This window comes from Pseudomonas sp. LPB4.O, from assembly GCF_038383825.1.
GTDB classification, from domain to species: Bacteria; Pseudomonadota; Gammaproteobacteria; order Pseudomonadales; family Pseudomonadaceae; genus Aquipseudomonas; species Aquipseudomonas putida.
Genome location: NZ_CP151298.1, coordinates 1,126,720 through 1,151,218 on the forward strand (window position 1 = coordinate 1,126,720; position 24,499 = coordinate 1,151,218).

Here is a 24,499-nt window from a genome sequence, read left to right on the forward strand (position 1 = left end):
TTTTTAATGGCAGTATTTTGTTTAAACATACAACGAGTGGTTGGGCGATGCGCCTCCACCGATGCAGCAGGCTCCTTTGCTTGAGCCTAGGCCGCAATCGTTTGGAGGGGAAATGCCCGGTAAACCGCCCTTACAATTAGCCTGGAGTCCAGTACATGCATCCGCGCATCCTTGAGGTCACCCAGCGGCTGATCGAACGCAGCCGAGCCACCCGCGAACGCTACCTGCAGCTGATTCGCGGCGCGGCCAGTGAAGGCCCCATGCGTGCCAGCCTGCAATGCGCCAACTTCGCCCATGGCGTGGCCGGCTGTGGCAGCGAGGACAAGCAGACTCTGCGCCTGATGAACGCGGCCAATGTGGCTATCGTCTCGGCCTACAACGACATGTTGTCTGCCCACCAGCCGTACCTGCACTTCCCCGAGCAGATCAAGCAGGCCCTGCGCGAGGTCGGTTCGGTCGGGCAGTTCGCGGGGGGCGTGCCGGCCATGTGCGACGGCGTGACCCAGGGTGAGCCTGGCATGGAGCTGGCCATCGCCAGCCGCGAAGTCATCGCCATGTCCACGGCGGTAGCGCTGTCGCACAACATGTTCGATGCCGCGCTGATGCTGGGCATCTGCGACAAGATAGTCCCAGGCCTGATGATGGGCGCGCTGCGCTTCGGCCACCTGCCGACCATCTTTGTCCCGGGCGGGCCGATGGTGTCCGGCATTTCCAACAAGCAGAAGGCCGATGTGCGCCAGCGTTATGCGGAAGGCAAGGCCAGCCGTGAAGAGCTGCTGGAGTCGGAGATGAACTCCTATCACAGCCCGGGTACCTGCACCTTCTACGGCACCGCCAATACCAACCAGCTGGTGATGGAAGTGATGGGCCTGCACCTGCCGGGCGCCTCGTTCGTCAACCCGTACACGCCGCTGCGCGACGCCCTCACCGCCGAGGCCGCGCAGCAGGTCACGCGCATGACCAAGGCCAGCGGCAGTTTCATGCCGTTGGGCGAAATCGTCGACGAGAAGGCACTGGTCAATTCGATTGTCGCCCTGCACGCCACGGGCGGCTCGACCAACCACACCCTGCATATCCCGGCGATCGCCCAGGCGGCAGGTATCCAGCTGACCTGGCAGGACATGGCCGACCTCTCCGAGGTGGTGCCAACCCTGTCCCACGTCTACCCCAACGGCAAGGCCGACATCAACCACTTCCAGGCCGCCGGTGGCATGGCCTTCCTGATTCGCGAGCTGCTGGATGCCGGGCTGCTGCACGAAGATGTCAACACCGTGGCTGGCCACGGCCTGCGCCGCTATACCCAGGAGCCGTTCCTCGACAATGGCAAGCTGGTGTGGCGTGAAGGGCCGCAACAGAGCCTGGACGAAAGCATCCTGCGCCCGGTGGCGCGGCCGTTCTCGGCCGAAGGCGGCCTGCGGGTGATGGAAGGCAACCTGGGCCGTGGCGTGATGAAGGTGTCTGCTGTCGCCCCCGAGCACCAGGTGGTCGAAGCCCCGGCGCGCGTGTTCCAGGACCAGCAGTCGCTGGCCGAAGCGTTCAAGGCCGGCGAGCTGGAACGTGACTTTGTCGCCGTGGTGCGCTTCCAGGGCCCGCGTTGCAACGGCATGCCCGAATTACACAAGCTCACACCCTTCCTCGGTGTGCTGCAGGACCGTGGCTACAAGGTGGCGCTGGTCACCGACGGGCGCATGTCCGGTGCCTCGGGCAAGATCCCGGCGGCCATCCACGTTTGCCCCGAGGCGTATGACGGCGGCCCGCTGGCGCGGGTGCGCGATGGTGATATCGTGCGGGTCGACGGTGTCGAAGGCACATTGCGGGTCATGGTGTCGGCCGAAGAACTGGCCAGCCGCGACCTGCCGCCGGCCCCCCAGGGCAATGACCTGGGCTGCGGGCGCGAGCTGTTCGGCTTCATGCGCATGGCGTTCAGCCCGGCAGAACAGGGCGCGAGTGCCTTCACCTCGGCCCTGGAGAACCTCAAATGAAGGACCTGCTGGTTGGCGACATTGGTGGCACCAATGCCCGTTTTGCGTTGTGGCGTGACAACCAGCTGCATGAGGTAAAAGTCTTCGCCACTGTGGACTACACCAGCCCGGAGCAGGCTATCGAGGCTTATCTCGAAGACCAAGGTATCGCCCGTGGCGGGTTGGCGGCTGTATGCCTGGCGGTAGCCGGGCCGGTCGATGGCGATGAATTTCGCTTTACCAACAACCATTGGCGCCTGAGCCGTACGGCTTTCTGCAAGACTTTGCAGGTTGAACGGCTGTTGCTGATCAACGATTTCACCGCCATGGCGCTGGGCATGACCCGCCTGCGCGATGGGGAGTTTCGCGAGGTGTGCGCTGGGCAGGCTGACCCGTTGCGACCTGCGCTGGTGATCGGGCCAGGCACAGGCCTGGGCGTGGGTTCGCTGCTGCGCCTGGGCGAACAGCACTGGCATGCCTTGCCGGGGGAGGGCGGCCATGTCGACCTGCCAGTGGGCAATGCGCGCGAAGCGGCGATCCATCAGCAGATCCACGGCCAGATCGGCCATGTCAGTGCCGAGACCGTGCTCAGTGGCGGTGGCCTGGTGCGGCTGTACCAGGCAATCTGTGCGCTGGATGGCGATACAGCCCGGCACAAGACCCCGGCGCAGATTACCGACGCAGCGCTGGGCGGCGAGCCACGGGCGCTGGCGGTGGTCGAGCAGTTCTGTCGGTTTCTTGGGCGCGTGGCGGGTAACAATGTGCTGACCCTGGGCGCGCGGGGTGGGGTCTATATTGTCGGCGGTGTGATTCCGCGTTTTGCCGAGTTGTTCCTGCGTAGCGGTTTTGCCGCGAGTTTTGCCGACAAGGGCTGCATGAGTGGTTATTTCGCCGGTGTGCCGGTGTGGCTGGTAACGGCGGAGTTTTCCGGCTTGCTGGGGGCCGGTGTGGCCCTGCAGCAGGCCTTGGACCACAGATAAATGTAAGGGGCCGCTGATAGTTCCGGCACAGCACGCTCCCGGTAGGAGCGGCCTTGTGCCGCGATGGGGCGCGAAGCGGCCCCAATAACAGGCAACCAAGACCTGTAACTAACAAGAGGAAGGACCACCTTGAGCACTGCCGGCAAATCGATCCTGATGGTCGACGACGACCAGGAAATCCGCGAACTGCTGCAAACCTACCTGAGCCGCTCAGGCTTCCAGGTGCATGCCGAAGCCGATGGAAAAGGCTTTCGTCACGCGCTGGAAACCACCCCCTGCGACCTGGTCATCCTCGACGTCATGCTGCCCGACGAAGATGGCTTCAGCCTGTGCCGCTGGGTGCGCCAGCACCCGCGCCAGGCACGCGTGCCGATCATCATGCTCACCGCCAGCTCCGACGAAGCCGACCGAGTCATTGGCCTGGAGCTGGGCGCCGACGACTACCTGGGCAAACCCTTCAGCCCTCGGGAACTACAAGCAAGGATCAAGGCCCTGCTGCGCCGCGCCGAATTCGGTCAGTCGGCGCCGGGCAGTGCGGTGCTGGCTTTCGACGACTGGCGCCTGGACACGGTCAGCCACCGTCTGTTCCACCACGACGGCGAAGAGGTGATTCTGTCCGGCGCCGACTTCGCCCTGCTCAAACTGTTCCTCGACCATCCGCAGCAGATTCTCGACCGCGACACCATAGGCAACGCCACCCGTGGTCGCGAGCCGATGCCGCTGGACCGCATCGTCGACATGGCGGTCAGCCGCCTGCGCCAGCGCCTGCGCGATACCGACAAGCCCCCGCGGCTGATCCGTACGGTGCGTGGCAGCGGCTACCTGTTGGCGGCGCATGTCTGCAGTGCGCCCTGAGCGGCGCTGGCGCCTGCTGCCGCGCTCGCTGCTGGGGCGCATGCTGCTACTGACCCTGCTGGTGGTGCTGCTGGCCCAAGGCTTGTCGAGCATCATCTGGGTGGCGCAGTTGCGTGCCAGCCAGCTGCAGGGCCTGCGCGCCAGCGCCAGCAGCCTGGCCCATTCCATGAGCGCCAGCGTCAGTTACTTCCGCTCGCTGCCGGTGGCCTATCGGCCGATGGTGCTCGACCAGTTGCGCAGCATGGGCGGCACGCGGTTTTTCGTCTCGCTCAACGCCAAGCCGCTCGACATGCCGGTGCTGCCCATCACCCCGCGCAAGCAGGCGGTGATCGATGTATTCCAGCAGGTACTGCATGAGCGACTGGGCTCGCAGATGGATATTTCCGTTGAGTTCGTCGCGCCCGACGATCTGCGCATTTTCAACAGCGGCCTGAAACTCGACGAGCTGCCACGCTCCTGGGCGCATTACTCACTGACCCTGGAGCCGCTCAACCCGCCGGTGCTGGTGACGCAGATCCGCCTGGGCGAGGGCGAGTGGCTGTACATCGCCTCGTTGCTGCCCGAGCCCTATACCAGCCTTGAGGCCGAACGCCTGCCACGCCAGCAGATCGGTTTCATCGTGCTCACCACCGCCTTGCTGCTGTTGTTCATCGGTTTGCTGGTGCACTGGCAGAGCTGGCCGCTCAAGCGCCTGGCGCGCGCTGCGCGGGAGATGTCGCTGGGCGCCGATGTGGCGCCGGTGGCGGAAGGGGGTGGTAGCGAGGTGGTCGAAGTAAGCCGGGCGTTCAACAGCATGCGTGAGCGCATCAGCCGCTACCTGACCGAACGCAGCCAGCTGTTCAGCGCCATCTCCCACGACCTGCGCACGCCGATCACCCGCCTGCGGCTGCGTGTCGAACTGCTGGAGGACGAGCGCCTGCAGGCCAAGTTCAGCCAGGACCTGGACGAGCTGGAGCTGCTGGTCAAAGGTGCCTTGCAGTGCGTGAAGGACACCGATATCCACGAGAACATAGAGCCGGTCGACCTCAACCAGGTGCTGGAGATTCTGGCCGAGCCTTATTTGCGTGATGGCCGTATCACCGTCGAAGGTCGGGCGCTGGCGCCTTACCCAGGCAAGCCGCTGGCGCTGCGGCGCTGCATCGGCAACCTGATCGACAACGCCATCAAGTACGGCGCGCAGGCGCGGCTGCGCATCATCGACAGTGCCGAGGGCTTTGTGCTGCAGGTGGACGACCAGGGGCCGGGCGTACCGCAGCAGCAGTTGGAGCAAGTGTTCGAGCCGCATTTCCGCCTGGCTGGACAGCAGCAGGGCTATGGGCTGGGGTTAGGGATTGCGCGCAACATTGCCCATAGCCATGGTGGCGAGGTGAGCTTGCTGAACCTCAGGCAGGGTGGCTTGCGGGTGACTTTGCACCTGCCGCGGGGCATGGAGTGAAGCGTTGTGTTGCCTGCGCGGGCAATGTAACCAAACGATGACATTCACGCATCGCTTCGTTACCTGGCGGGGTGGGCACGCTGTTTAGAATCCATGCAACGCAAGCGACCGACTTGCACGGCATAACAACAAGAAAGGTGCTTCGATGAATCCCACGCTCCGTCTCGCTGCCGCAATTTCCCTGGCTTCCTTACTCCCGCTCAGTGCCCTGGCTGCCGAACCCAAAGGCAGTGTCGAGGTGGTGCACTGGTGGACCTCCGGTGGTGAAAAAGCAGCCGTCGATGTGCTCAAGGCCCAGGTCGAGAAAGACGGCTTTACGTGGAAGGATGGAGCCGTGGCTGGCGGTGGCGGTGCCACGGCCATGACCGTGCTCAAGAGCCGCGCCGTAGCCGGCAACCCGCCGGGTGTCGCGCAGATCAAAGGGCCAGACATCCAGGACTGGGCGGCCACCGGCCTGCTCGACGGCGATGTGCTCAAGGATGTGGCCAAGGAAGAAAAGTGGGACACATTGCTCGACAAGAAGGTCGCCGACACCGTGAAGTACGACGGTGACTATGTCGCCGTGCCGGTAAACATCCACCGTACCAATTGGCTGTGGATCAACCCCGAGGCCTTCAAGAAAGCTGGCATCGACAAGGCGCCTGCCACCCTCGACGAATTTTACGCTGCTGCCGACAAGCTCAAGGCCGCCGGTTTCATCCCGCTCGCCCACGGCGGCCAGCCGTGGCAGGACAGCACCGTGTTCGAAAGCGTGGTGCTGTCGGTGATGGGCGCCGAGGGCTACAAGAAGGCCATGGTCGACCTCGACAACGCCGCCCTGACCGGCCCGGACATGGTCAAGGCGCTGACCGAACTGAAGAAGGTTGCCACCTACATGGACCCGGACGGCAAAGGCCAGGACTGGAACCTGGAAGCGGCCAAGGTCATCAACGGCAAGGCCGGCATGCAGATCATGGGCGACTGGGCCAAGAGCGAATGGACCTTGGCCAAGAAAACCGCCGGCAAGGATTACCAGTGCGTGCCGTTCCCCGGTACCGAAAACGCCTTCCTCTACAACATCGACTCGCTGGTGGTGTTCAAGCAGAACAACGCCGGCACGTCTGCCGGCCAGCAGGACATTGCCCGCAAAGTGCTGGGCCAGGACTTCCAGAAGGTCTTCAGCGGCAACAAGGGGTCGATCCCGGTGCGTAACGACATGCTTGCCGACATGGGCAAGCATGGCTTCGATGCCTGCGCGCAGGCGTCGGCCAGGGACTTCCTGGCCGACGCCAAGAATGGCGGCTTGCAGCCGAGCATGGCGCACAACATGGCCACCACGCTGGCCGTGCAGGGCGCGTTCTTCGATGTGGTGACCAACTACATCAACGACCCCAAGGCCGACCCGGCCGATGCGGCGAAGAAGCTGGCGGCGGCGATCAAGGCTGCCCAGTAAAGCTGACAATCATCCTGTAGGAGCAGCCTTGTGCTGCGAAAGGGCCGGGATGGCTTGAGGCATTGCTGTGCCTGCAATGGCCTCTTCGCAGCACAAGGCTGCTCCTACAGCAGTGCGTGCCGTTTCTGAAACGGGGATCTGAACCATGACCACGACTACCGCCCAACTGCGGGCCTCACCCCTGGACGCGCTTCAGCGCTGGCTGCCCAAGCTGGTGCTGGCCCCCAGCATGTTCATCGTCCTGGTGGGCTTCTACGGCTACATCCTCTGGACGTTCGTGCTGTCCTTCACCACCTCGACCTTCCTGCCCACCTACAAATGGGCCGGCCTTGCGCAATACGCGCGGCTATTCGACAACGACCGTTGGTGGGTCGCCAGCAAGAACCTGCTGCTGTTCGGTGGCCTGTTCATCGCCATCAGCCTGGCCATCGGCGTGTTGCTGGCGGTGCTGCTGGACCAGCGCATCCGCCGTGAGGGCTTCATCCGCACCATTTACCTGTACCCCATGGCGTTGTCGATGATCGTTACCGGCACCGCCTGGAAGTGGCTGCTCAACCCCGGCATGGGCCTGGACAAGTTGTTGCGCGACTGGGGCTGGGAGGGCTTTCGCCTGGACTGGCTGATCGACCCCGACCGGGTGGTGTATTGCCTGGTGATCGCTGCTGTGTGGCAGGCGTCGGGCTTCATCATGGCGATGTTCCTGGCCGGCCTGCGCGGGGTCGACCCGTCGATCATCCGTGCGGCGCAGATGGATGGCGCCAGCCTGCCGCGCATCTACTGGACCGTGGTGCTGCCCAGCCTGCGCCCGGTGTTTTTCAGTGCACTGATGATCCTTTCGCACATTGCCATCAAGAGCTTCGACCTGGTGGCGGCGATGACCGCTGGCGGCCCGGGCTACTCGTCCGACCTGCCGGCAATGTTCATGTACTCGTTCACCTTCAGCCGCGGCCAGATGGGTATGGGCTCGGCCAGCGCCATCCTCATGCTCGGGGCGATCCTGGCGATCCTCGTGCCGTACCTGTACTCGGAGCTGCGGAGCAAACGCCATGCATAGCCCTGTCGACAAACCCACGCTCAGCCTCAGCCGCATCGCCATCCACGCGGTGTTGCTGAGCGCCGTGCTGCTGTACCTGGTGCCGCTGGTGGTGATGCTGCTGACCAGCTTCAAGACCCCTGAAGACATCAGCACCGGCAACCTGCTGAGCTGGCCGGCGGTGATTACCGGCATTGGCTGGGTCAAGGCCTGGAGCACGGTCAGCGGTTACTTCTGGAACTCGATCATGATCACCGTGCCAGCGGTGCTGATCTCCACCACCATCGGCGCACTGAACGGCTATGTGCTGTCGATGTGGCGCTTCCGTGGTTCGCAGCTGTTCTTCGGCCTGCTGCTGTTCGGCTGCTTCCTGCCATTCCAGACCGTGTTGCTGCCGGCCTCGTTCACCCTCGGCAAGCTGGGCCTGGCCAGCACCACCGGCGGCCTGGTGCTGGTGCACGTGGTCTACGGCCTGGCCTTCACCACGCTGTTTTTCCGCAACTTCTACGTGAGCATCCCTGATGCGCTGGTCAAGGCCGCGCGCCTGGACGGGGCCGGGTTCTTCACCATCTTCCGGCGCATCATCCTGCCGATGTCCACGCCGATCATCATGGTCTGCCTGATCTGGCAGTTCACTCAGATCTGGAACGACTTCCTGTTCGGCGTGGTGTTTTCCAGCGGTGATTCGCAACCGATCACCGTGGCCTTGAACAACCTGGTCAACACCAGCACCGGAGCCAAGGAATACAACGTCGACATGGCGGCAGCGATGATCGCCGGCCTGCCAACCCTGCTGGTCTATGTGGTTGCAGGCAAATATTTCGTGCGCGGGCTGACGGCCGGCGCGGTAAAGGGGTAAGTCATGGCAACGCTCGAACTTCGCAATGTGAACAAGTCCTACGGCAGCGGCCTGCCGGACACCCTCAAGGACATTCAGCTGTCGATCAAAGATGGCGAGTTCCTGATCCTGGTCGGCCCCTCTGGCTGTGGCAAATCCACCTTGATGAACTGCATCGCCGGCCTGGAGCAGATCACCGGCGGTGCGATCCTCATCGACGAGCAGGACGTCAGCGGCATGAGCCCCAAGGACCGTGACATCGCCATGGTGTTCCAGTCCTACGCGCTGTACCCGACCATGAGCGTGCGCGAGAACATCGAATTCGGCCTGAAGATCCGCAAGATGCCGCAGGCGGCCATCGATGAAGAAGTGACGCGGGTCGCCAAGCTGCTGCAGATCGAGCACCTGCTGGCGCGCAAGCCGGCACAACTGTCCGGTGGCCAGCAACAACGGGTAGCCATGGGCCGCGCGCTGGCGCGGCGGCCGAAGATCTACCTGTTCGATGAGCCGCTGTCCAACCTCGATGCCAAGCTGCGGGTCGAGATGCGCACCGAAATGAAACTGATGCATCAGCGCCTGAAGACCACCACCGTTTACGTCACCCATGACCAGATCGAGGCCATGACCCTGGGTGACAAGGTGGCGGTGATGAAGGACGGCATCATCCAGCAGTTCGGCACCCCGCAGCAGATCTACAACGACCCGGCCAACCAGTTTGTTGCCAGCTTCATCGGTTCGCCGCCGATGAACTTCATTCCGGTGCGCCTGGCCAGGCAGGATGGCCGCTTGCTGGCGCTGCTCGACAGCGGCCAGGCGCGCTGCGAGTTGCCCCTGGGGCTGGCAGCTGACGAACTGGATGGCCGCGAGATCATCTTGGGCATCCGCCCTGAGCAGATCGCCCTGGGCGCTGTGCAGGGCAATGGCTTGCCGGGTATTCGCGCCGAGGTGCAGGTTACCGAACCTACCGGGCCCGACTTGCTGGTGTTTGTCACCCTCAACCAGACCAAGGTGTGCTGCCGCCTTGCGCCGGATGTGGCGTGCAGCGTGGGTGACACCCTCAACCTGCAATTCGACCCGGCCCGGGTGCTGCTGTTCGACGCCGGCAGTGGCGAGCGGATACGCCTGGCCAGCACTGTCGCAACCGCAAAGGACAACGTGGCTCACTTGAAAGGCCGTTGACTCGTCTACACCATCAATAAGAAAAAAGAGGACGCAAAGGGATGGAACAGCGCAAACGTATCAGGACATTGGGCTCGCTGGCTTTGCTCGCCGTTGTCGGCAGCAGCGGCGCGCAGGCTGCCGAGGCTTTTTCCAGCGAATCGAAATGGATGACCGGGGATTGGGGCGGCACTCGTACCGAGTTGCTGGAGAAGGGCTACGACTTTACCCTCGACTACGTCGGGGAGGTGGCCGGCAACCTTCATGGTGGCTACAACGACGACAAGACTGCACGCTACAGCGACCAGTTTGCCCTTGGCGCACACCTGGACCTGCAGAAGATCTTCGGTTGGCACGATGCCGAGTTCAAGCTGGCGATCACCGAGCGCAGCGGCCGCAACCTGTCCAACGACCGCATCAGCGACCCGCGCGCCGGGCAGTTCAGCTCGGTGCAGGAGGTGTGGGGCCGCGGCCAGACCTGGCGCCTGACCCAGATGTGGATCAAGCAAAAGTACTTCGACGGCGCGCTGGACGTGAAATTCGGCCGCTTTGGCGAGGGCGAGGACTTCAACAGCTTCCCGTGCGACTTCCAGAACCTGGCCTTCTGTGGCTCGCAAGTGGGCAACTGGGTGGGCGGCATCTGGTACAACTGGCCGGTCAGCCAGTGGGCGCTGCGGGTGAAGTACAACATCACCCCGGAATTCTTCGTGCAGGTCGGCGCCTTCGAACAGAACCCCTCCAACCTGGAAACCGGTAACGGCTTCAAGCTCAGCGGCAGCGGTACCAAGGGGGCAATCCTTCCGGTGGAAGCGGTGTGGTCGCCCAAGGTCAACGGCCTGCCGGGGGAGTACCGTCTGGGTTACTACTACAGCACGGCCAAGGCCGACGATGTGTTCGACGACGTCAACGGCAACCCGCAGGCGCTGACAGGTGGGGCATTCAAGTCGCATTCCAGCAAGCACGGTTGGTGGGTAGTGGCGCAGCAGCAGGTCACCGCCCAAGGTGGCGACGTCAACCGCGGCCTCAGCCTGTTCGCCAACTTTACCGTGCACGACAAGGCCACCAACGTGGTCGACAACTACCAGCAGGTGGGGTTGGTCTACAAAGGCGCCTTCGACGCCCGGCCCAAGGATGACATCGGCTTCGGTGTGGCGCGTATTCATGTGAATGACGACGTGAAGAAGCGCGCCGAACTGCTCAACGCCCAGAGTGGTATCAACGATTACGACAACCCAGGCTTCGTGCCGCTGCAACGCACCGAGTACAACGCCGAGCTCTACTACGGCTTCCACGTCACCAATTGGCTGACCGTACGGCCCAACCTGCAGTACATCAAGAGCCCGGGCGGGGTGGACGAAGTGGACAACGCGCTGGTCGCAGGCTTGAAGATTCAGTCGTCATTCTGAGGGCATTTGTTGTAAATTTACGCCAATCCCTTTTCGGTTCCCGGCACCCACTGGCCTGCAGTGGTTGTCGGGGATAGGCCGAGACAGCGCTATCTCAAACAACAAGAGCTCTGAACCATGCCCGAACATCCGCTCCATCGCTTCTTTTCCTCGCAGCGGCCAAGGCCGACATTCGAGTGGGAGCGTTACCAGCAGCGCGATGTGCTGATCATCGATCACCCCCGTTGCCAGGCGGTATTCAGCCGCCAGGGCGCACAGCTGCTGCACTTTCAGCCGGCAGGTGAACGGCCTTGGCTGTGGTGCGCCGAGCAGTGGCCGCAGGTGGGGGCGATCCGTGGCGGTGTGCCGGTGTGCTGGCCGTGGTATGGCCGTCACCCCAGTGAGGACCTGTGGCCGGCCCATGGCTGGGCGCGCCTGCTGGACTGGAAGCTGGTGGACAGCCGCGAAGACGAGGAGGGCGTGACCTTGAAGTGGCGCCTGGACCTGTGCGACTGGCAGGTCGACCTGCACGCAAGGCTGGGCAGCCGTATGGAGCTGAGCCTGAGCACCGAGCACCAGGACAGCGAACCCTGCCAGCTGAGCCATGCGCTGCTGGCGTACTGGCGTATCAGCGACGTGTCCGAGATAGCGCTGTCCGGGTTGGAGGATATCGAAGGTTACGACCGCCTCAACCGCCAGGCCTGCCGTGAAGAGGGCGCGCTGAAGCTCAAGGGCGGCTGTCAGAAGGTTTACCCCGGCACGCCGAGGGTGCAGCTGCAGGACCCGGCCTGGCAGCGCGAGCTGTGCATCGATACCGGCGACAGCGACGACACCGTGGTCTGGCACCCGGGTAACCGACCGCTGATGGGCGTGACCGGCCGTGAAAGCCAGCGCTTTGTCTGTGTCGAGGCCGCCAGCGGCAGTGGCGAGGGCCTGAGCCTGGCGCCGGGGCAGCGTGCCCACCTGCGGCTGCAGGCGCACCGGCTCAGTTGAGTTCGTCGTCCTCGATCGGGTAGCGGCTGGCGTTCAGGCTTTCCTTGATCTTGCGCAGGTGCGGCTGGAAGTCGACGCCACGGCGCAGGGTCATGCCAGTGGCCAGCACATCGAGCACGGTCAGCTGGATGATCCGCGAGGTCATCGGCATGTAGATGTCGGTGTCTTCCGGCAACGGGATGTGCAGGCTCAGGCTGCAGGCGTTGGCCAGCGGCGAGCCTGCGGCGGTCAGGCCCAGCACCGAGGCGCCGTTTTCACGGGCCAGGCGGGCCACTTCGACCAGTTCGCGGGTGCGCCCGGTGTAGGAAATGATCACGAACAGGTCGCCAGTGTGGGCCACCGAGGCCAGCATGCGCTGCATCAGTACATCGGCGTGGGCCGACACCGCCAGGTTGAAGCGGAAGAACTTGTGCTGGGCGTCCAGGGCCACCGGGGCCGAGGCGCCCAGCCCGAAGAAGTGGATCTGCCGGGCCTGGATCATCATGTCCACGGCGCGGCTGACCTGCTGCGGGTCCAGTTGCTGGCAGGCGCCGTCGAGCGAGGCGATGGCACTGGCGAAGATCTTCTGGGTGTAGGCTGCCGGGTCATCGTCGGCCTCTACCGCGCGGCTGACGTAGGCGGCGCCGCTGGCCAGGCTCTGTGCCAGTTGCAGCTTGAGTTCGGGGTAGCCGCTGACGCCAAACGAGCGGCAGAAGCGGTTGACGGTCGGTTCGCTGACCTTGGCCGCCTGGGCCAGCGCAGCAATGCTGAAGCGGGTGGCTTGTTGCGGGTTGAGCAGGATGACTTCGGCGACTTTGCGTTCGGCCTTGTTCAGCTCGTCGAGGCGTCCCTGGATCTGCTCCAGGAGGTTTCGCACGCGGTCCATGGGTGTGTCCTTGGGTCGGGAAGACAGCCGGCTGACGAAGCAGCAGGCTTTTTGCACGGTCGTCTATCGTACTGTCGGTGCGGGTGGCGCACCACTTGTCTGTAATACTTGTGTTTAATGTTGTGGTTTTTACTACATTATCCCTTGAAAACCGTATTCGAAAGCGGTATTCCTAGACCAACTTTAGGAAAGAACCTACATCATGGCTGCGATCAGTGTCGATCCTTGCACATTTGCCCTGTTTGGCGCCCTTGGCGACCTGGCGTTGCGCAAGCTGTTTCCTGCGCTCTACCAGCTCGACCGTGCCAACCTGCTGCACCCGGACACCCGCCTGCTGGCGCTGGCCCGCGAGGCAGGCAGCGCGCAGGAGCACCTGAACAGCATCGAAGCCCACCTGCGCCGGCATGTGCCCGAGGCCGATATCGAGCCTGCTGCATTGGGCCGCTTCCTGGCCCGGTTGAGCTACCAGCACCTGGACTTCCTGCAACCTGAGGGTTACCAGGCCCTGGCCGAGCAGTTGCCGGGCGACCTGCCGCTGATCGCCTACTTCGCCACGGCGGCAGCGGTGTACGGGGCCATCTGCGAAAACCTCGACAACGCCGGGCTGGCCCCGCGTACCCGGGTGGTGCTGGAAAAGCCCATCGGTCACGACCTGGAGTCGTCGCGACGGGTCAACGATGCCGTGGCGCGGTTCTTCCCCGAAAACCGGGTGTACCGTATCGACCACTATCTGGGCAAGGAGACGGTGCAGAACCTGATTGCCCTGCGTTTCGCCAATAGCCTGTTCGAAACCCAGTGGAACCAGAATTCCATCTCCCACGTGGAGATCACCGTTGCCGAAAAGGTCGGTATCGAAGGCCGCTGGGGCTACTTCGACAAGGCCGGCCAGCTACGCGACATGATCCAGAACCATCTGCTGCAGTTGCTGTGCCTGATCGCCATGGACCCGCCCAGCGAGCTGTCCGCCGATGCCATTCGTGATGAGAAGGTGAAGGTGCTAAAGGCCCTCGCACCGATCACGGGCGAGGGTTTGAGCACCCAAGTGGTGCGTGGTCAGTACATTGCCGGCTACAGCGAGGGCAAGCCGGTACCTGGCTACCTGGAAGAGGACAACGCCAACGCCCGCAGCGACACCGAAACCTTCGTCGCCCTGCGAGCCGATATCCGCAACTGGCGCTGGTCGGGTGTGCCGTTCTACCTGCGCACCGGCAAGCGCATGCCGCAGAAGCTGTCGCAGATCGTCATCCACTTCAAGGAAACGCCGCACTACATCTTCGCCCCGGAACAGCGTTTGCAAATCGGTAACAAGCTGATCATTCGCCTGCAACCGGACGAAGGCATTTCTTTACGGGTGATGACCAAGGAGCAGGGCCTGGACAAAGGCATGCAACTGCGCAGCGGCCCGTTGCAGCTCAATTTTTCTGACACCTGGCGCAGTACGCGGATTCCGGATGCCTACGAGCGCCTGTTGCTCGAAGTGATGCGTGGCAACCAGAACCTGTTCGTGCGCAAGGACGAAATCGAATATGCCTGGAAGTGGTGCGACCAGTTGATCGCTGGCTGGCGTAATGCGGGCGATGCGCCCAAGCCATACGCGGCGGGCTCCTGGGGGCCGATGAGCTCGATTGCATTGATCACACGCGATGGGAGGGCGTGGTATGGGGATATCTGAACTGAAATTGCCGGCAGCCGTGAAGGTTCACGAGCTGGCCGACGCCAAGACGCTGGCTGCAACCCTGGCCCATGATGTGGCCGAGCGCCTTCGTGCAGCCATTGCCGCCAAGGGCCAGGCCTGCGTGGTGCTGTCTGGTGGCCGCAGCCCGGTGCCATTCCTTGAGAAGCTGGCCAGTGAACACCTGGACTGGGCCAAGGTTACCGTCAGCCTGGCCGATGAGCGCTGGGTGCCGGTGGAGCATGCTGATAGCAACGCTGGCCTGTTGGCCCGCCACCTGCTCACGGGGGCGGCGGCCAAGGCCCGCTTTGTTAGCCTGTACCAGCAGGCGGAAAACCTTGATGCCGCTGCGCTCAAGGCCGACCAGGCCTTGACCGGGCTGCCGCCGATCGACGTGCTGGTGCTGGGCATGGGTGACGATGGCCATACCGCCTCGCTGTTCCCCGCCAGCCCCAACCTGGAAGCAGGCCTGGACCTGGCCAGCCCGCGTCGCTGCCTGCCGTTGCTGGCGCCGAGCGTGCCGCACCAGCGCCTGTCGATGACCCGCTCGCTGCTGGCCAGCGCCGCCTTCATCGCGCTGTCCGTGCAAGGGCCGGGCAAACTCGCTACCCTGCGCGCCGCGCTGGCTGGCAACGACCTTACTGAAATGCCGATTCGCGCTTTTCTTCACGACCCCCTGGACATCTACTGGTGCCCATGAGCCAAGGATCCACTGTCATGACCACCCTCGAACGCCCACAGCCAAAGCTCTCGATGGCCGACAAGGCCGCCCGGATCGATGCCATCTGCGAAAAGGCGCGCATCCTGCCGGTGATCACCATCGCCCGTGAGGAAGACATCCTGCCGCTGGCCGATGCCCTGGCCGCCGGCGGTATCCGTACCCTGGAAGTGACCCTGCGTTCCCAGCATGGGCTCAAGGCCATCCAGGTGCTGCGTGAGCAGCGCCCAGAGTTGTGCGTTGGCGCAGGCACCGTACTGGATCGCAGCATGTTCGCCGCCGTCGAGGCTGCCGGCGCACAGTTCGTCGTCACCCCGGGCATTACCCAGGACATTCTCGAAGCGGGCGTGGACAGCGAAATCCCGCTGCTGCCAGGCATCAGTACGCCCTCCGAAATCATGATGGGCTATGCCCTGGGCTACCGCCGGTTCAAGTTGTTCCCGGCGGAAATCAGCGGCGGCGTTGCGGCGATCAAGGCCTTTGGTGGCCCGTTTGGCGATATTCGTTTCTGCCCAACCGGCGGCGTGAACCCGGCCAATGTGCGTAACTACATGGCCTTGCCCAACGTGATGTGCGTGGGCGGAACCTGGATGCTCGACAGCAGCTGGATCAAGAACGGCGACTGGGCGCGGATCGAAGCGTGCAGTGCGGAGGCGATGGCACTGTTGGACGCCAGCTGAATTTGTTGTGTGCTTTACAGCTTGAGGGGCGCTTGGTCAGCGCCCCTTTTTTTATGGGCGTTTTTTGTGTGACCGGGTCGCCGGTGCAAGAAGCCTTTCCCGATTATCGATACCGAATACGACGATTACGATGGCGCTGCAATCCTGAATGCAAAGCGGAGAGTTTGTATGGGCTTCATCGATAAAGAAATGATTAGAACGATTGGCAACTTTCCCCATAAGCGGGGAGCTTATGAAATAGAAACTTATTTGTATGGCGTAGACGGTAAGGTCAATCCTGGCTGCTGGATACTTGGCGACACCGTTTACGGTGACATGTATGTCGTCAATCAGAACTGGGGTACCTACTCTACCCCGATAATGGCGTATCTGGAGTATGCGGGAATGGCACGGGTTCCCAGTAGCGTAACGCATACTGAAGAAGTGTCTACGGTGGAGGGGTATAGCCGCTCGTTCTCTTCCTCTGTAGAAACAGAGGTCAACCTCGGGGCGGGATTTCTGGGGAGCGTTGTGGGTGGGAAGCTGACATCCACGACCACTCAGGGTATTAGCCACTCGACTACGCGGTCCCGGAAAATTGAATTGGAAGGGCCGGGTATTTTCAACTTTTATCAGATGCACATGGTCTATGCGCATTGTGTTACAGGTGCCGGAAATTTCGCGGATTTCTTTAAATACGCAAAGGCTAAAACCTACGCCAAAGCGGGTAGGAAGGACAGGGAGGATCTGTGCATACTTACGTCTATTGCAACCAGTTCAATCATCACGGTAGCTGCTGAAAATTCGGTCAAGCCGCTAGGGTGGGATGAAATTCAAGAGGCAGCGTTGGTGAAGGGCCATCAGTTCCCGGAAAATAGTGGCCGATGGGTATTCAATTATGGTGCTTACTTCACACCCGGTAATCGCTATTAAATTCTGACGGAAAAAAACCGCATCATGGATGCGGTTTTTTTGTAGCTGGAACCATCAGGCTGCTTTGGCTTCCTGCTGACTCAGCGAGCGGTTCAGCGCGCTGAACAGGGCCTTGAAGCTGGCCGTGGTGATGTTCTCATCGATACCCACGCCATGTACCGGGCGGCCACCGGCCACGCGCAGTTCGATGTAGGCAGCTGCCTTGGCGTTGGTGCCAGCGCCAATCGCATGCTCGTTGTAGTCCATGATCTCCACGGCAATCGGCAGGCCGGCCACCAGTGCTTCCAGGGCGCCGTTGCCCTTGCCGCGCCAGTGCAGTGTGGTTTCGCCTTCGCCAGCAACTTCCACTTCCACGGCGCTGTGGCCGTTTTCTTCCTGCAGGCGGTGGCTGACCAGCGCGTACGGCGCGTTGGCCTGGAGGTATTCCTTGTGCAGCAGGCTGTAGATCTGCTGGGCGGTCATTTCCAGGCCCAGGCGGTCGGTTTCACCCTGTACCACCTGGCTGAATTCGATCTGCATGCGACGCGGCAGGCTGATGCCATATTCCTGCTCGAGCAGGTAGGTGATACCGCCTTTGCCCGACTGGCTGTTGACGCGGATTACCGCTTCGTAGCTGCGGCCGATGTCGGCCGGGTCGATCGGCAGGTATGGCACTTCCCACAGTTCGCCATCCTGCTGCTTGGCGAAGCCCTTGCGGATGGCGTCCTGGTGCGAGCCGGAGAAAGCGGTGTGGACCAGGTCGCCCACGTACGGGTGACGTGGGTGCACCGGCAGCTGGTTGCACTCTTCGACCACTTTGCGCACGCCGTCGATGTCGGAGAAGTCCAGCAACGGGTCGATGCCTTGGGTGTAGAGGTTCAGTGCCAGGGTCACCAGGTCGACGTTACCGGTACGCTCGCCGTTGCCGAACAGGCAACCTTCGGCACGGTCGGCGCCGGCCATCAGGCCCAGCTCGGTGGCGGCGATGCCGGTGCCACGGTCGTTGTGGCAGTGCAGGCTGATGATCACGCTGTCGCGGCGGCTGACATTGCGGCAGAACCATTCGATCTGGTCGGCGTAGATGTTCGGCGTGGACACTTCCACGGTGGCCGGCAGGTTGAGGATGATCTTGTGCTCGGGCGTCGGGTTCCATACCTCGATGACCGCGTCGCAGACTTCCTTGGCGAAGTCCATCTCGGTGGCACTGAAGGTTTCGGGCGAGTACTGGAAGGTCCACTGGGTTTCCGGCTGCTGGGCAGCGTACTTGACGAACAGCTTGGCCGCGTTCACCGCGATGTCCTTCACGCCTTGCTTGTCCTGGTTGAAGACAATGCGGCGGAACGACGGGCTGGTGGCGTTGTACAGGTGGACGATGGCCTTCTTTGCGCCGCGCAGCGATTCGAAGGTGCGTGCGATCAGGTCTTCACGGGCCTGGGTCAACACCTGGATGGTGGTGTCGTCCGGGATGTGGCCGTCCTCGATCAGGGTGCGCACGAAGTCGAAATCGGTCTGCGAGGCAGACGGGAACGACGCTTCGATTTCCTTCACGCCCACCTGCACCAGGGTCTTCCAGAAGCGCAGTTTCTTCTCCGAATCCATCGGCTCGATCAGCGACTGGTTGCCATCACGCAGGTCGGAGCTGCACCAGATCGGCGCGGCGGTGATGGTCTTCGACGGCCAGGTACGGTCGGGCAGGTCGATGGTCGGGAAGGCGCGGTACTTCTTCGAAGGGTCTTTGAGCATGGACATGGAAGCAATCCTTTTTGTGTGCGGCCGAGATCGGGCCTGCCGAGCGATAACGAGATGAAGAGGCGAGGCGACGCGATTCAGCCTGGTAGTCGGGCGCTGACCAGGCAGAGGCTGCGATGTTGTCGGAGCAGGATGAGGGTGCTGAAGGTTTTCATGCCTTCAACCCTAACCAGAGAGGTCAGGGATGGCAAGTGCTCGGGAAAAATTGAGAGAAATGCTTAAAAAAAGCCATTGAGCGAGATTTTATGGCTGTAATTAGCTGAGTGTTTCTTTATTTTTGCGCGGTATATTTCGATGGCGCAACCCAGTGGTATGGGTGATGACAGTGCTGGCCTCAGGGTTGGAATGCGCCAATGAAAATCGCCGGGTCCACCCGCGCGTCATTCAGGCTGATGTTCCAGTGCATGTGCGGCCCGGTTGCCCGCCCGGTCGAGCCCACGCGCCCGACCACCTCGCCACGGCGCAGTTGCTGCCCCACCTGCACATCGATCTTCGACATATGGCAGAACATGCTGATAAAGCCCTGCCCATGGTCGACGAACACCGTGCGGCCATTGAAGAAGTAATCCCCCACCAGGATCACCTTGCCATTGGCCGGGGTCTTGATGGGTGTGCCCGCCGGCACCGCGAAGTCCAACCCGGCATGGGGGTTGCGCTCCTCACCGTTGAAGAAGCGGCGCACGCCGAATTTGCTCGACAGCGGGCCGTTGACCGGCTTGTCGAGGATCAGGTTGCTCGGCAGGGTAGGGCTGAAGCTACGGTAGGCCTTGATCTGCTCGGCCAGTTCGCGGTCGATGCGCTTGAGGTCGGCCGGGTTCGGGTTCACCTGGCGAGTGTTCTTCAGGGTGATGCGCTGTTCAGGGTACTTCTTGCTCCCGACGCTGAAGGGCAGGGTGCGGCCGTCCTGGCTCAGCACGGCTGTACCGGGCTTCTGGGTCAGCGGGATGCCGACGATGGCCAGCCAGTTGTCCTGCTCCTTCACCACCAGCACCGGCTTGCCGTCGAAACGGGCGCTGGGCGCGCTGGTGGCGGGGCCCAGGTCAACCACCGCCACGCCACCCGGCACCGGCTTGTTCAGTGTGCGGGTGATATAGCTGGCCTGGGCGCCGCTAGCCAGCAGCAGGAGGGAGAGGGCGAGCAGGGGCGCGAGCAGGCGGGGCATGTGTCAGTCCAGTAGTGAAAGAGTGACCGGGGTCAGGTGGTTGTCTTCGACCCGCACCTGCAGTTCGCCTTCGTTCAGGCGGGCGGTGAGGCGCTGGCCGTTGCGGGTCTGTTCGGCACTGCGAATGGCCTGGCCCTGGTCGTCCAGCAGGATGCTGTAGCCGCGGGCGAGGGTGGCCAGCGGGCTGACCACTTGCAGGGTTTGCAGCTGGGCCTGGAAGCGTTGGCGACGGTCTTTCAACACATCGCGCATGGCCCGGGGCAGGCGCTCGGCCAGGCTGTCGAGGCGCTGGCTCAGCAGTTTCAGATTGCGCCCCGGGTGCTGCGCGGCCAGGCGGGTGTCCATGCGTGCCAGGCGCTCGCGGCGCTGGTTGAGGCTGAGCATGAAGGCGCGGCGCAGGCGCATGTCCAGGTCGTCCAGGCGCTGGGCTTGCTGACGCAGGCGCTCGCCCGGGTGACGCAGGCGCCGGGTCAGTGACTCCAGGCGCAGGCGGTCATGGGTCAGACGGTTCTGCATGCGCAGCAACAGGCGCCGTTGCAGGCCGTCCAGCCGTTGCTGCAAGCCACTGTTGTCGGGGGCCAGCAACTCGGCCGCGGCAGACGGCGTGGGGGCGCGTACGTCGGCGACGAAGTCGCTGATCGACACGTCGGTTTCATGGCCCACGGCGCTGACAATAGGGGTGACGCAGGCGGCCACGGCACGCGCCACGGCTTCTTCGTTGAAGCACCACAGGTCTTCCAGCGAACCACCACCCCGGGCCAGGATCAGCGCATCGAAACCAAGGCTGTCGGCCAGGCGAATGGCGCGCACGATCTGCGCGATGGCTTCGCGCCCCTGAACCGCCGTAGGGATCAGGTTCAGTTCCACCTGTGGGGCTCGGCGGCCAAACACGCTGATGATGTCGCGGATCACAGCGCCGGTAGGCGAGCTGATGATGCCGATCCGTTGAGGATGGGCCGGTAGCGGTTTTTTGCGTTCGGTGCTGAACAGCCCCTCGGCACTGAGCTTTTCCTTCAGCGCCTCGAAGGCAAGGCGCAATGCGCCGTCACCGGCTGGCTCGACGGTGTCGAGAATCAGCTGGTAGTCGCCACGCCCTTCGAACAGCGAAACCTTGCCGCGTACCCGCACCGCCAGGCCGTCGCGCAGGGCCTGGCGCACCCGCGTGGCGTTTTGCCGGAACAGCGCGCAACGCACCTGGGCGCCGCTGTCCTTGAGGGTGAAGTACATGTGGCCGGATGCCGGGCGGGCAAGATTGGAGATTTCGCCTTCCACCCAGACGCTGCGGAACACGTCTTCCAGCAGCACGCGGGCGCGGCCGTTGAGTTGGCTGACGGTAAGGACCTCACGGTCCAGGCCGAGTCGTTCGAAGGGGTCTTTGATCATGGCGGGCATCATCGCAGTTGCAGGCAGAGAGCTTCAAGCAATATGAACCTCCATTTGCCAGATTGGCGCCACCTCAACTCAGACCTGACATATTGTACATAGGCTCAAATTGAGGCACGGCGACGACTGGGTGAATTGGCTCGTAACTCATGTGCCTGCATTCTGATATCTGTTACCTCCGTTGTGTTCGGAGTTGTAGTTTGCACCGATTGTTGTATCGCCGACGGGAGGTCGGTGAGCGAAGAGTTTTCACTGCTTTGCAGGCTCTCCATTGACGCGTAAGGGGTCGCTTCAGCGCTACCGATAACCTCCTGCGGGCGGGGTTGTGCACGCTGCGTCAGTTCCCGTTGCAGGGTGAGAGCTCGCTCAGTTTGTGCAATTAGATCTGCGGCTTCAGTCGTTTCTTGCTGCTGCGCAAGCCTCTCGAATGCCGAAGTAAGGCTGGGTCGCCTGGAAGAGGTTGCCCGGCGTGTTTGGGCAATACGTTTCGGAGGCGCTAAATGCCCAGATGGGTCAGCAAAGTTCACCGGGTCACCCGCACAGTAGGCATAGCTATTGATTCCCCCTTTGCCGAAGGGGCTCAGGCTATCTGGCGAAAGGAAACGCAATAGGCGTGGGTTGTAGGCGCGATATCCTCTGCCCAGCATGTAGTACTCAGATTGTCGGTCTTGGGGTTCTCCGTTGAATCCCAGCCAAGTTGTAAGGTGGCCTTCCGATTTGCGGTGCCCGTAAGGGCAGTACGGCGTTGCGCGTTGAAGTGCGCAGCACTTGATGCTTTGCAGTGGTTTGAACGCTTCCATGGCGTGAGCCCTGCTTCGTTTCCAGATGTTATTCAAACCCTCTAGCGGGGCAAACTCAACTGGCAGATTTGACTGGTAGGGTGGTGGCTTGGGTCAACGCTGCATCGCTGCCACGAACTGCCGCACCATCTGCCCCGCATCACGTCGGCAAGCCAGCGCTACGGTGCTCTCGCAGCCCCCTTTCAGCGCCACGAAACTGACCGAAGCCGATGCAATTTCACGCATGCACGCTGGCAGTAACGCCACCCCGAACCCCGCCTGAATCAGCTGCAATTGTGTAGTTTTGCGCGACAGCACCTGCGCCGCGCGCGGAAAGAAGCCGGCCTCCATGCACAACGAAGCCGACAGGTAACTCAGCCCGCCACGGTCCCGGTGCGGGATGGAAATAAAGCGTTCTTCCCTCAATTGCTCCAGTTGAACGTGCTGCGCGTTGGCCAACGGGTGCCCAGCGGCGACCGCCAGCAACAGCGGTTCGCTGAACAGTTCATGCAGCATCACGCCTTCGTGCTGGCGCAGCACTGGCAAGCGCAGCAGGCCAATGTCCAGCCGGCCGGCCGCAATATCTTCCAGCTGGGCCTCCGACGACTGCTGCGCGATCTCCAGCGAAACTCCCGGGTTTTCCCGCAAATAGTCCCCCAGGCGAGCCAGCATCGGGCCGATCAGCGGCACAGTACTGGAATGATTCAGGCGCAGGCTGCCCTGCAACCCCTCCCCAATGTCGCGCGTTACGCGCTCAGCTTGCGCCAGGTCGGCCAGCAAGCGGCGTGCCCGTTCCAGAAAGGCCTGGCCGGCCAGCGTCAGGCGCGGCAGGCGTGCCGTGCGTTCGAACAGCGGCGTGCCCAATTGCTGCTCCAGCTCCTTGATCTGCCGGCTCAGCGCCGACTGGGCGATGTACAGCCGTTCGGCGGCGCCGCTGAAGCTGCCACACTCGGCAATTTCCACGAAGTAACGCAACTGGCGGATCGACGTCATGTCATGCCTTTTCGAGATGGCTTTGGCGATAAAGGCATATTAGTCGGCATGGCTCATCGCTGGCTAACCTTGGCCTGTCTTCCCAGGAATTGCTGCCATGCTTGCCCAACTGTCTTTTTCCGGCCTTGAATGGTTACCCATCCTGCTGGGTGTTGGTGTTGCCTACATCGTCTTTGGTATTGCCGGTTTCGGTACCGCGCTGGTGGCCGGGCCGGTACTGATCCATTTCATGCCGTTGTCACGCATCATCCCGCTGCTGGTGCTGCTGGACTTTGTTGCCGCGTTCGGCAACCTGCTGCCGTCGCGCCGGGATGTGGTGCGCAGCGAGTTGTTACGGCTGTTGCCGTTCATGGCCCTGGGCTGCACGTTGGGCGTGGTGTTCCTGCTGCAACTGAAGTCCGACCTTTTGCTGCTGTTGATGGGGGTGTTCGTGACCGCCTATGCGTTGTACGGGCTGGCAGTGAAAGTGCGGCCGGCCAGCCTGTCGGGCTTGTGGGCGTTGCCGATGGGTACGGCAGGCGGGTTGTTCGGGGCGCTGTTCGGCAGCGGCGGGTTTCTTTATGCCCTTTACCTGAGCGCACGGCTGGAAGTGAAGGAACAGGTACGCGCCACCCAGAGCGCGCTGATCAGTTGCAGCACGGTCGTACGCCTGACGCTGTTCCTGATCGCCGGTGTGTATGCCGACCAAAGCCTGTTGCTGCTCGCCGCCTGCTTGCTGCCAGTCATGTTCGTCGGCCTCTGGGTGGGGCGCCGGCTGACCAACCGGCTGTCCCGTGAAGCCTTTGTTCGGCTGGTCACCTGGCTGGTGCTGGCCAGTGGGCTGGCGTTGATTGGTCGCTACCTGAGCGCCTGAGCGGTAGAATTGCGTCATTACCGGCGTTTTTCAGGCTTGTCCCGTACATGAACACCCAGAGCATCATCGTTCCCAAGCTGTCCACCGTCCCGGTGCATGAAGCCCGCGCCCGCGCCATCCTGCGCTGGCTGGTGCGCGAGAAGGTCGTCGAAGAACAGCTGACTACCTGTGGCCGCACCGGCAACCGTATGGGCCATGCCCTGGCCGCAGGGGCGCGCAAGGTGGCCCTCCACCCGGAAAAGCTGCCCTTCGACCAGCAGGTCAACGGCATGGAGGTGGTGCTCAAGCGCTGCATCTACACCCCCACCGAAGGCTTTCTCGAAGAAGCCGGTTGCCCGGAGTGCCGGCGCGAGGTGGGCGAGCCGCTGTTCGAAAGCCTGGAAGAGTGGTCGCCGGCGGTAACCGACAACTTCACCTGCCCGCTGTGCGGCTTTGAAGATGACATCAATGGCTTCATTTACCTGCAGCCATGTGCCTTTTCCAACCTGGGGTTCATCTTCAACAACTGGGGCGAGGCCGGGTTTACCCAGGCCTTTCTCGACAGCTTTGCCGACTGGCTCGACCAGCCGGTGGCCGTGGTGCAGGTAAAAGTGCCACAAGGCTGACCGAAGGCCCTTATTTTGCATTGAGCGGCGCGCCCTGCATGAGTATAATGGCGCGCTTCCATTTTTCCCGCCCGGGAGC

The 24,499-nt window shown here is 62.6% G+C and carries 21 protein-coding genes and 1 pseudogene; 16 read left to right on the top strand and 6 right to left on the bottom strand.

Annotated elements, in window-relative coordinates; genetic code table 11:
* Nucleotides 1-155: 155 nt before the first annotated feature.
* The 10 genes from edd to MRBLPB4O_RS05105 all read left to right on the top strand — a co-directional run bounded on the left by edd (nt 156) and on the right by MRBLPB4O_RS05105 (nt 12,070).
* A complete protein-coding gene (edd, locus tag MRBLPB4O_RS05060; protein ID WP_341797680.1) occupies nt 156-1,982 on the top strand; it encodes a phosphogluconate dehydratase in 1,827 nt (608 codons plus the stop codon).
* Complete coding sequence (locus MRBLPB4O_RS05065; protein WP_341797681.1) at nt 1,979-2,941, top strand: glucokinase; 963 nt, start codon at nt 1,979-1,981, stop codon at nt 2,939-2,941. Before edd ends, MRBLPB4O_RS05065 begins: the two co-directional genes overlap by 4 nt.
* Nucleotides 2,942-3,070: 129 nt before the next feature.
* Complete coding sequence (gltR, locus tag MRBLPB4O_RS05070; RefSeq protein ID WP_043196841.1) at nt 3,071-3,796, top strand: two-component system response regulator GltR; 726 nt, start codon at nt 3,071-3,073, stop codon at nt 3,794-3,796.
* Nucleotides 3,777-5,231, top strand: coding sequence for an ATP-binding protein (locus tag MRBLPB4O_RS05075; RefSeq protein ID WP_341797682.1), 1,455 nt, complete (start codon nt 3,777-3,779; stop codon nt 5,229-5,231). Before gltR ends, MRBLPB4O_RS05075 begins: the two co-directional genes overlap by 20 nt.
* Nucleotides 5,232-5,376: 145 nt before the next feature.
* Nucleotides 5,377-6,663, top strand: coding sequence for an ABC transporter substrate-binding protein (locus MRBLPB4O_RS05080; protein ID WP_341797683.1), 1,287 nt, complete (start codon nt 5,377-5,379; stop codon nt 6,661-6,663).
* Between the two features lie 145 nt (nt 6,664-6,808).
* Entirely contained in the window at nt 6,809-7,717 is a 909-nt protein-coding gene (locus tag MRBLPB4O_RS05085) for a sugar ABC transporter permease (protein WP_003255050.1), read from the top strand.
* On the top strand, nt 7,710-8,555 hold the full coding sequence (locus tag MRBLPB4O_RS05090) for a carbohydrate ABC transporter permease (RefSeq protein ID WP_341797684.1): 846 nt from the start codon (nt 7,710-7,712) through the stop codon (nt 8,553-8,555). Before MRBLPB4O_RS05085 ends, MRBLPB4O_RS05090 begins: the two co-directional genes overlap by 8 nt.
* Before the next feature lie 3 nt (nt 8,556-8,558).
* On the top strand, nt 8,559-9,713 hold the full coding sequence (gene ugpC / locus MRBLPB4O_RS05095; protein WP_341797685.1) for a sn-glycerol-3-phosphate ABC transporter ATP-binding protein UgpC: 1,155 nt from the start codon (nt 8,559-8,561) through the stop codon (nt 9,711-9,713).
* Nucleotides 9,714-9,754: 41 nt separating this feature from the next.
* Nucleotides 9,755-11,098: a carbohydrate porin gene (locus MRBLPB4O_RS05100; RefSeq protein WP_059394649.1), complete on the top strand. Its 1,344-nt coding sequence runs from the start codon at nt 9,755-9,757 to the stop codon at nt 11,096-11,098.
* Nucleotides 11,099-11,215: 117 nt separating this feature from the next.
* Nucleotides 11,216-12,070, top strand: coding sequence for a D-hexose-6-phosphate mutarotase (locus tag MRBLPB4O_RS05105; RefSeq protein WP_043196831.1), 855 nt, complete (start codon nt 11,216-11,218; stop codon nt 12,068-12,070).
* On the opposite strand, the gene hexR is transcribed toward MRBLPB4O_RS05105, so the two are convergent.
* Nucleotides 12,063-12,926, bottom strand: coding sequence for a DNA-binding transcriptional regulator HexR (hexR, locus tag MRBLPB4O_RS05110; RefSeq protein ID WP_169725179.1), 864 nt, complete (start codon nt 12,924-12,926; stop codon nt 12,063-12,065). The two genes, MRBLPB4O_RS05105 and hexR, sit on opposite strands and share 8 nt — an antisense overlap.
* Nucleotides 12,927-13,137: 211 nt before the next feature.
* Between hexR and zwf the strand changes: the two genes are divergently transcribed.
* The 4 genes from zwf (at nt 13,138) to MRBLPB4O_RS05130 (ending at nt 16,917) form a co-directional block, all read left to right on the top strand.
* Nucleotides 13,138-14,607 carry a glucose-6-phosphate dehydrogenase gene (gene zwf, locus MRBLPB4O_RS05115; RefSeq protein ID WP_016501277.1) on the top strand — a complete coding sequence of 490 codons (1,470 nt, stop codon included), beginning with the start codon at nt 13,138-13,140 and terminating at the stop codon, nt 14,605-14,607.
* Nucleotides 14,594-15,307, top strand: a complete 714-nt coding sequence (gene pgl / locus MRBLPB4O_RS05120; RefSeq protein ID WP_341797686.1) for a 6-phosphogluconolactonase — start codon at nt 14,594-14,596, stop codon at nt 15,305-15,307. The genes zwf and pgl overlap by 14 nt, the downstream gene beginning before the upstream one ends.
* A gap of 17 nt (nt 15,308-15,324) precedes the next feature.
* The gene (locus MRBLPB4O_RS05125) at nt 15,325-16,005 is read left to right on the top strand and encodes a bifunctional 4-hydroxy-2-oxoglutarate aldolase/2-dehydro-3-deoxy-phosphogluconate aldolase (RefSeq protein ID WP_341797687.1); all 681 of its coding nucleotides are present in this window, start codon (nt 15,325-15,327) and stop codon (nt 16,003-16,005) included.
* Between the two features lie 168 nt (nt 16,006-16,173).
* Nucleotides 16,174-16,917, top strand: coding sequence for a monalysin family beta-barrel pore-forming toxin (locus tag MRBLPB4O_RS05130; protein ID WP_341797688.1), 744 nt, complete (start codon nt 16,174-16,176; stop codon nt 16,915-16,917).
* A 54-nt stretch (nt 16,918-16,971) separates the two neighbouring features.
* On the opposite strand, the gene leuA is transcribed toward MRBLPB4O_RS05130, so the two are convergent.
* The 5 genes and pseudogenes from leuA to MRBLPB4O_RS05155 all read right to left on the bottom strand — a co-directional run bounded on the left by leuA (nt 16,972) and on the right by MRBLPB4O_RS05155 (nt 22,962).
* Nucleotides 16,972-18,645 (bottom strand): 2-isopropylmalate synthase, encoded by a 1,674-nt coding sequence (gene leuA / locus MRBLPB4O_RS05135; RefSeq protein ID WP_341797689.1) that lies wholly within the window; start codon nt 18,643-18,645, stop codon nt 16,972-16,974.
* 334 nt (nt 18,646-18,979) lie between these two features.
* The gene (locus tag MRBLPB4O_RS05140) at nt 18,980-19,807 is read right to left on the bottom strand and encodes a peptidoglycan DD-metalloendopeptidase family protein (RefSeq protein ID WP_341797690.1); all 828 of its coding nucleotides are present in this window, start codon (nt 19,805-19,807) and stop codon (nt 18,980-18,982) included.
* A 3-nt stretch (nt 19,808-19,810) separates the two neighbouring features.
* On the bottom strand, nt 19,811-21,190 hold the full coding sequence (gene xseA / locus MRBLPB4O_RS05145; RefSeq protein WP_063426450.1) for an exodeoxyribonuclease VII large subunit: 1,380 nt from the start codon (nt 21,188-21,190) through the stop codon (nt 19,811-19,813).
* 497 nt (nt 21,191-21,687) lie between these two features.
* Nucleotides 21,688-21,921, bottom strand: a pseudogene (locus MRBLPB4O_RS05150) (RHS repeat-associated core domain-containing protein); the annotation flags it as partial.
* A gap of 162 nt (nt 21,922-22,083) precedes the next feature.
* Complete coding sequence (locus tag MRBLPB4O_RS05155) at nt 22,084-22,962, bottom strand: LysR substrate-binding domain-containing protein (protein ID WP_341797691.1); 879 nt, start codon at nt 22,960-22,962, stop codon at nt 22,084-22,086.
* 97 nt (nt 22,963-23,059) lie between these two features.
* Between MRBLPB4O_RS05155 and MRBLPB4O_RS05160 the strand changes: the two genes are divergently transcribed.
* Together MRBLPB4O_RS05160 and MRBLPB4O_RS05165 are read left to right on the top strand one after the other, a co-directional pair.
* Entirely contained in the window at nt 23,060-23,815 is a 756-nt protein-coding gene (locus tag MRBLPB4O_RS05160; RefSeq protein ID WP_341797692.1) for a sulfite exporter TauE/SafE family protein, read from the top strand.
* Between the two features lie 47 nt (nt 23,816-23,862).
* Nucleotides 23,863-24,420, top strand: a complete 558-nt coding sequence (locus MRBLPB4O_RS05165; RefSeq protein WP_341797693.1) for a sugar ABC transporter ATPase — start codon at nt 23,863-23,865, stop codon at nt 24,418-24,420.
* Nucleotides 24,421-24,499 lie beyond the last annotated feature (79 nt).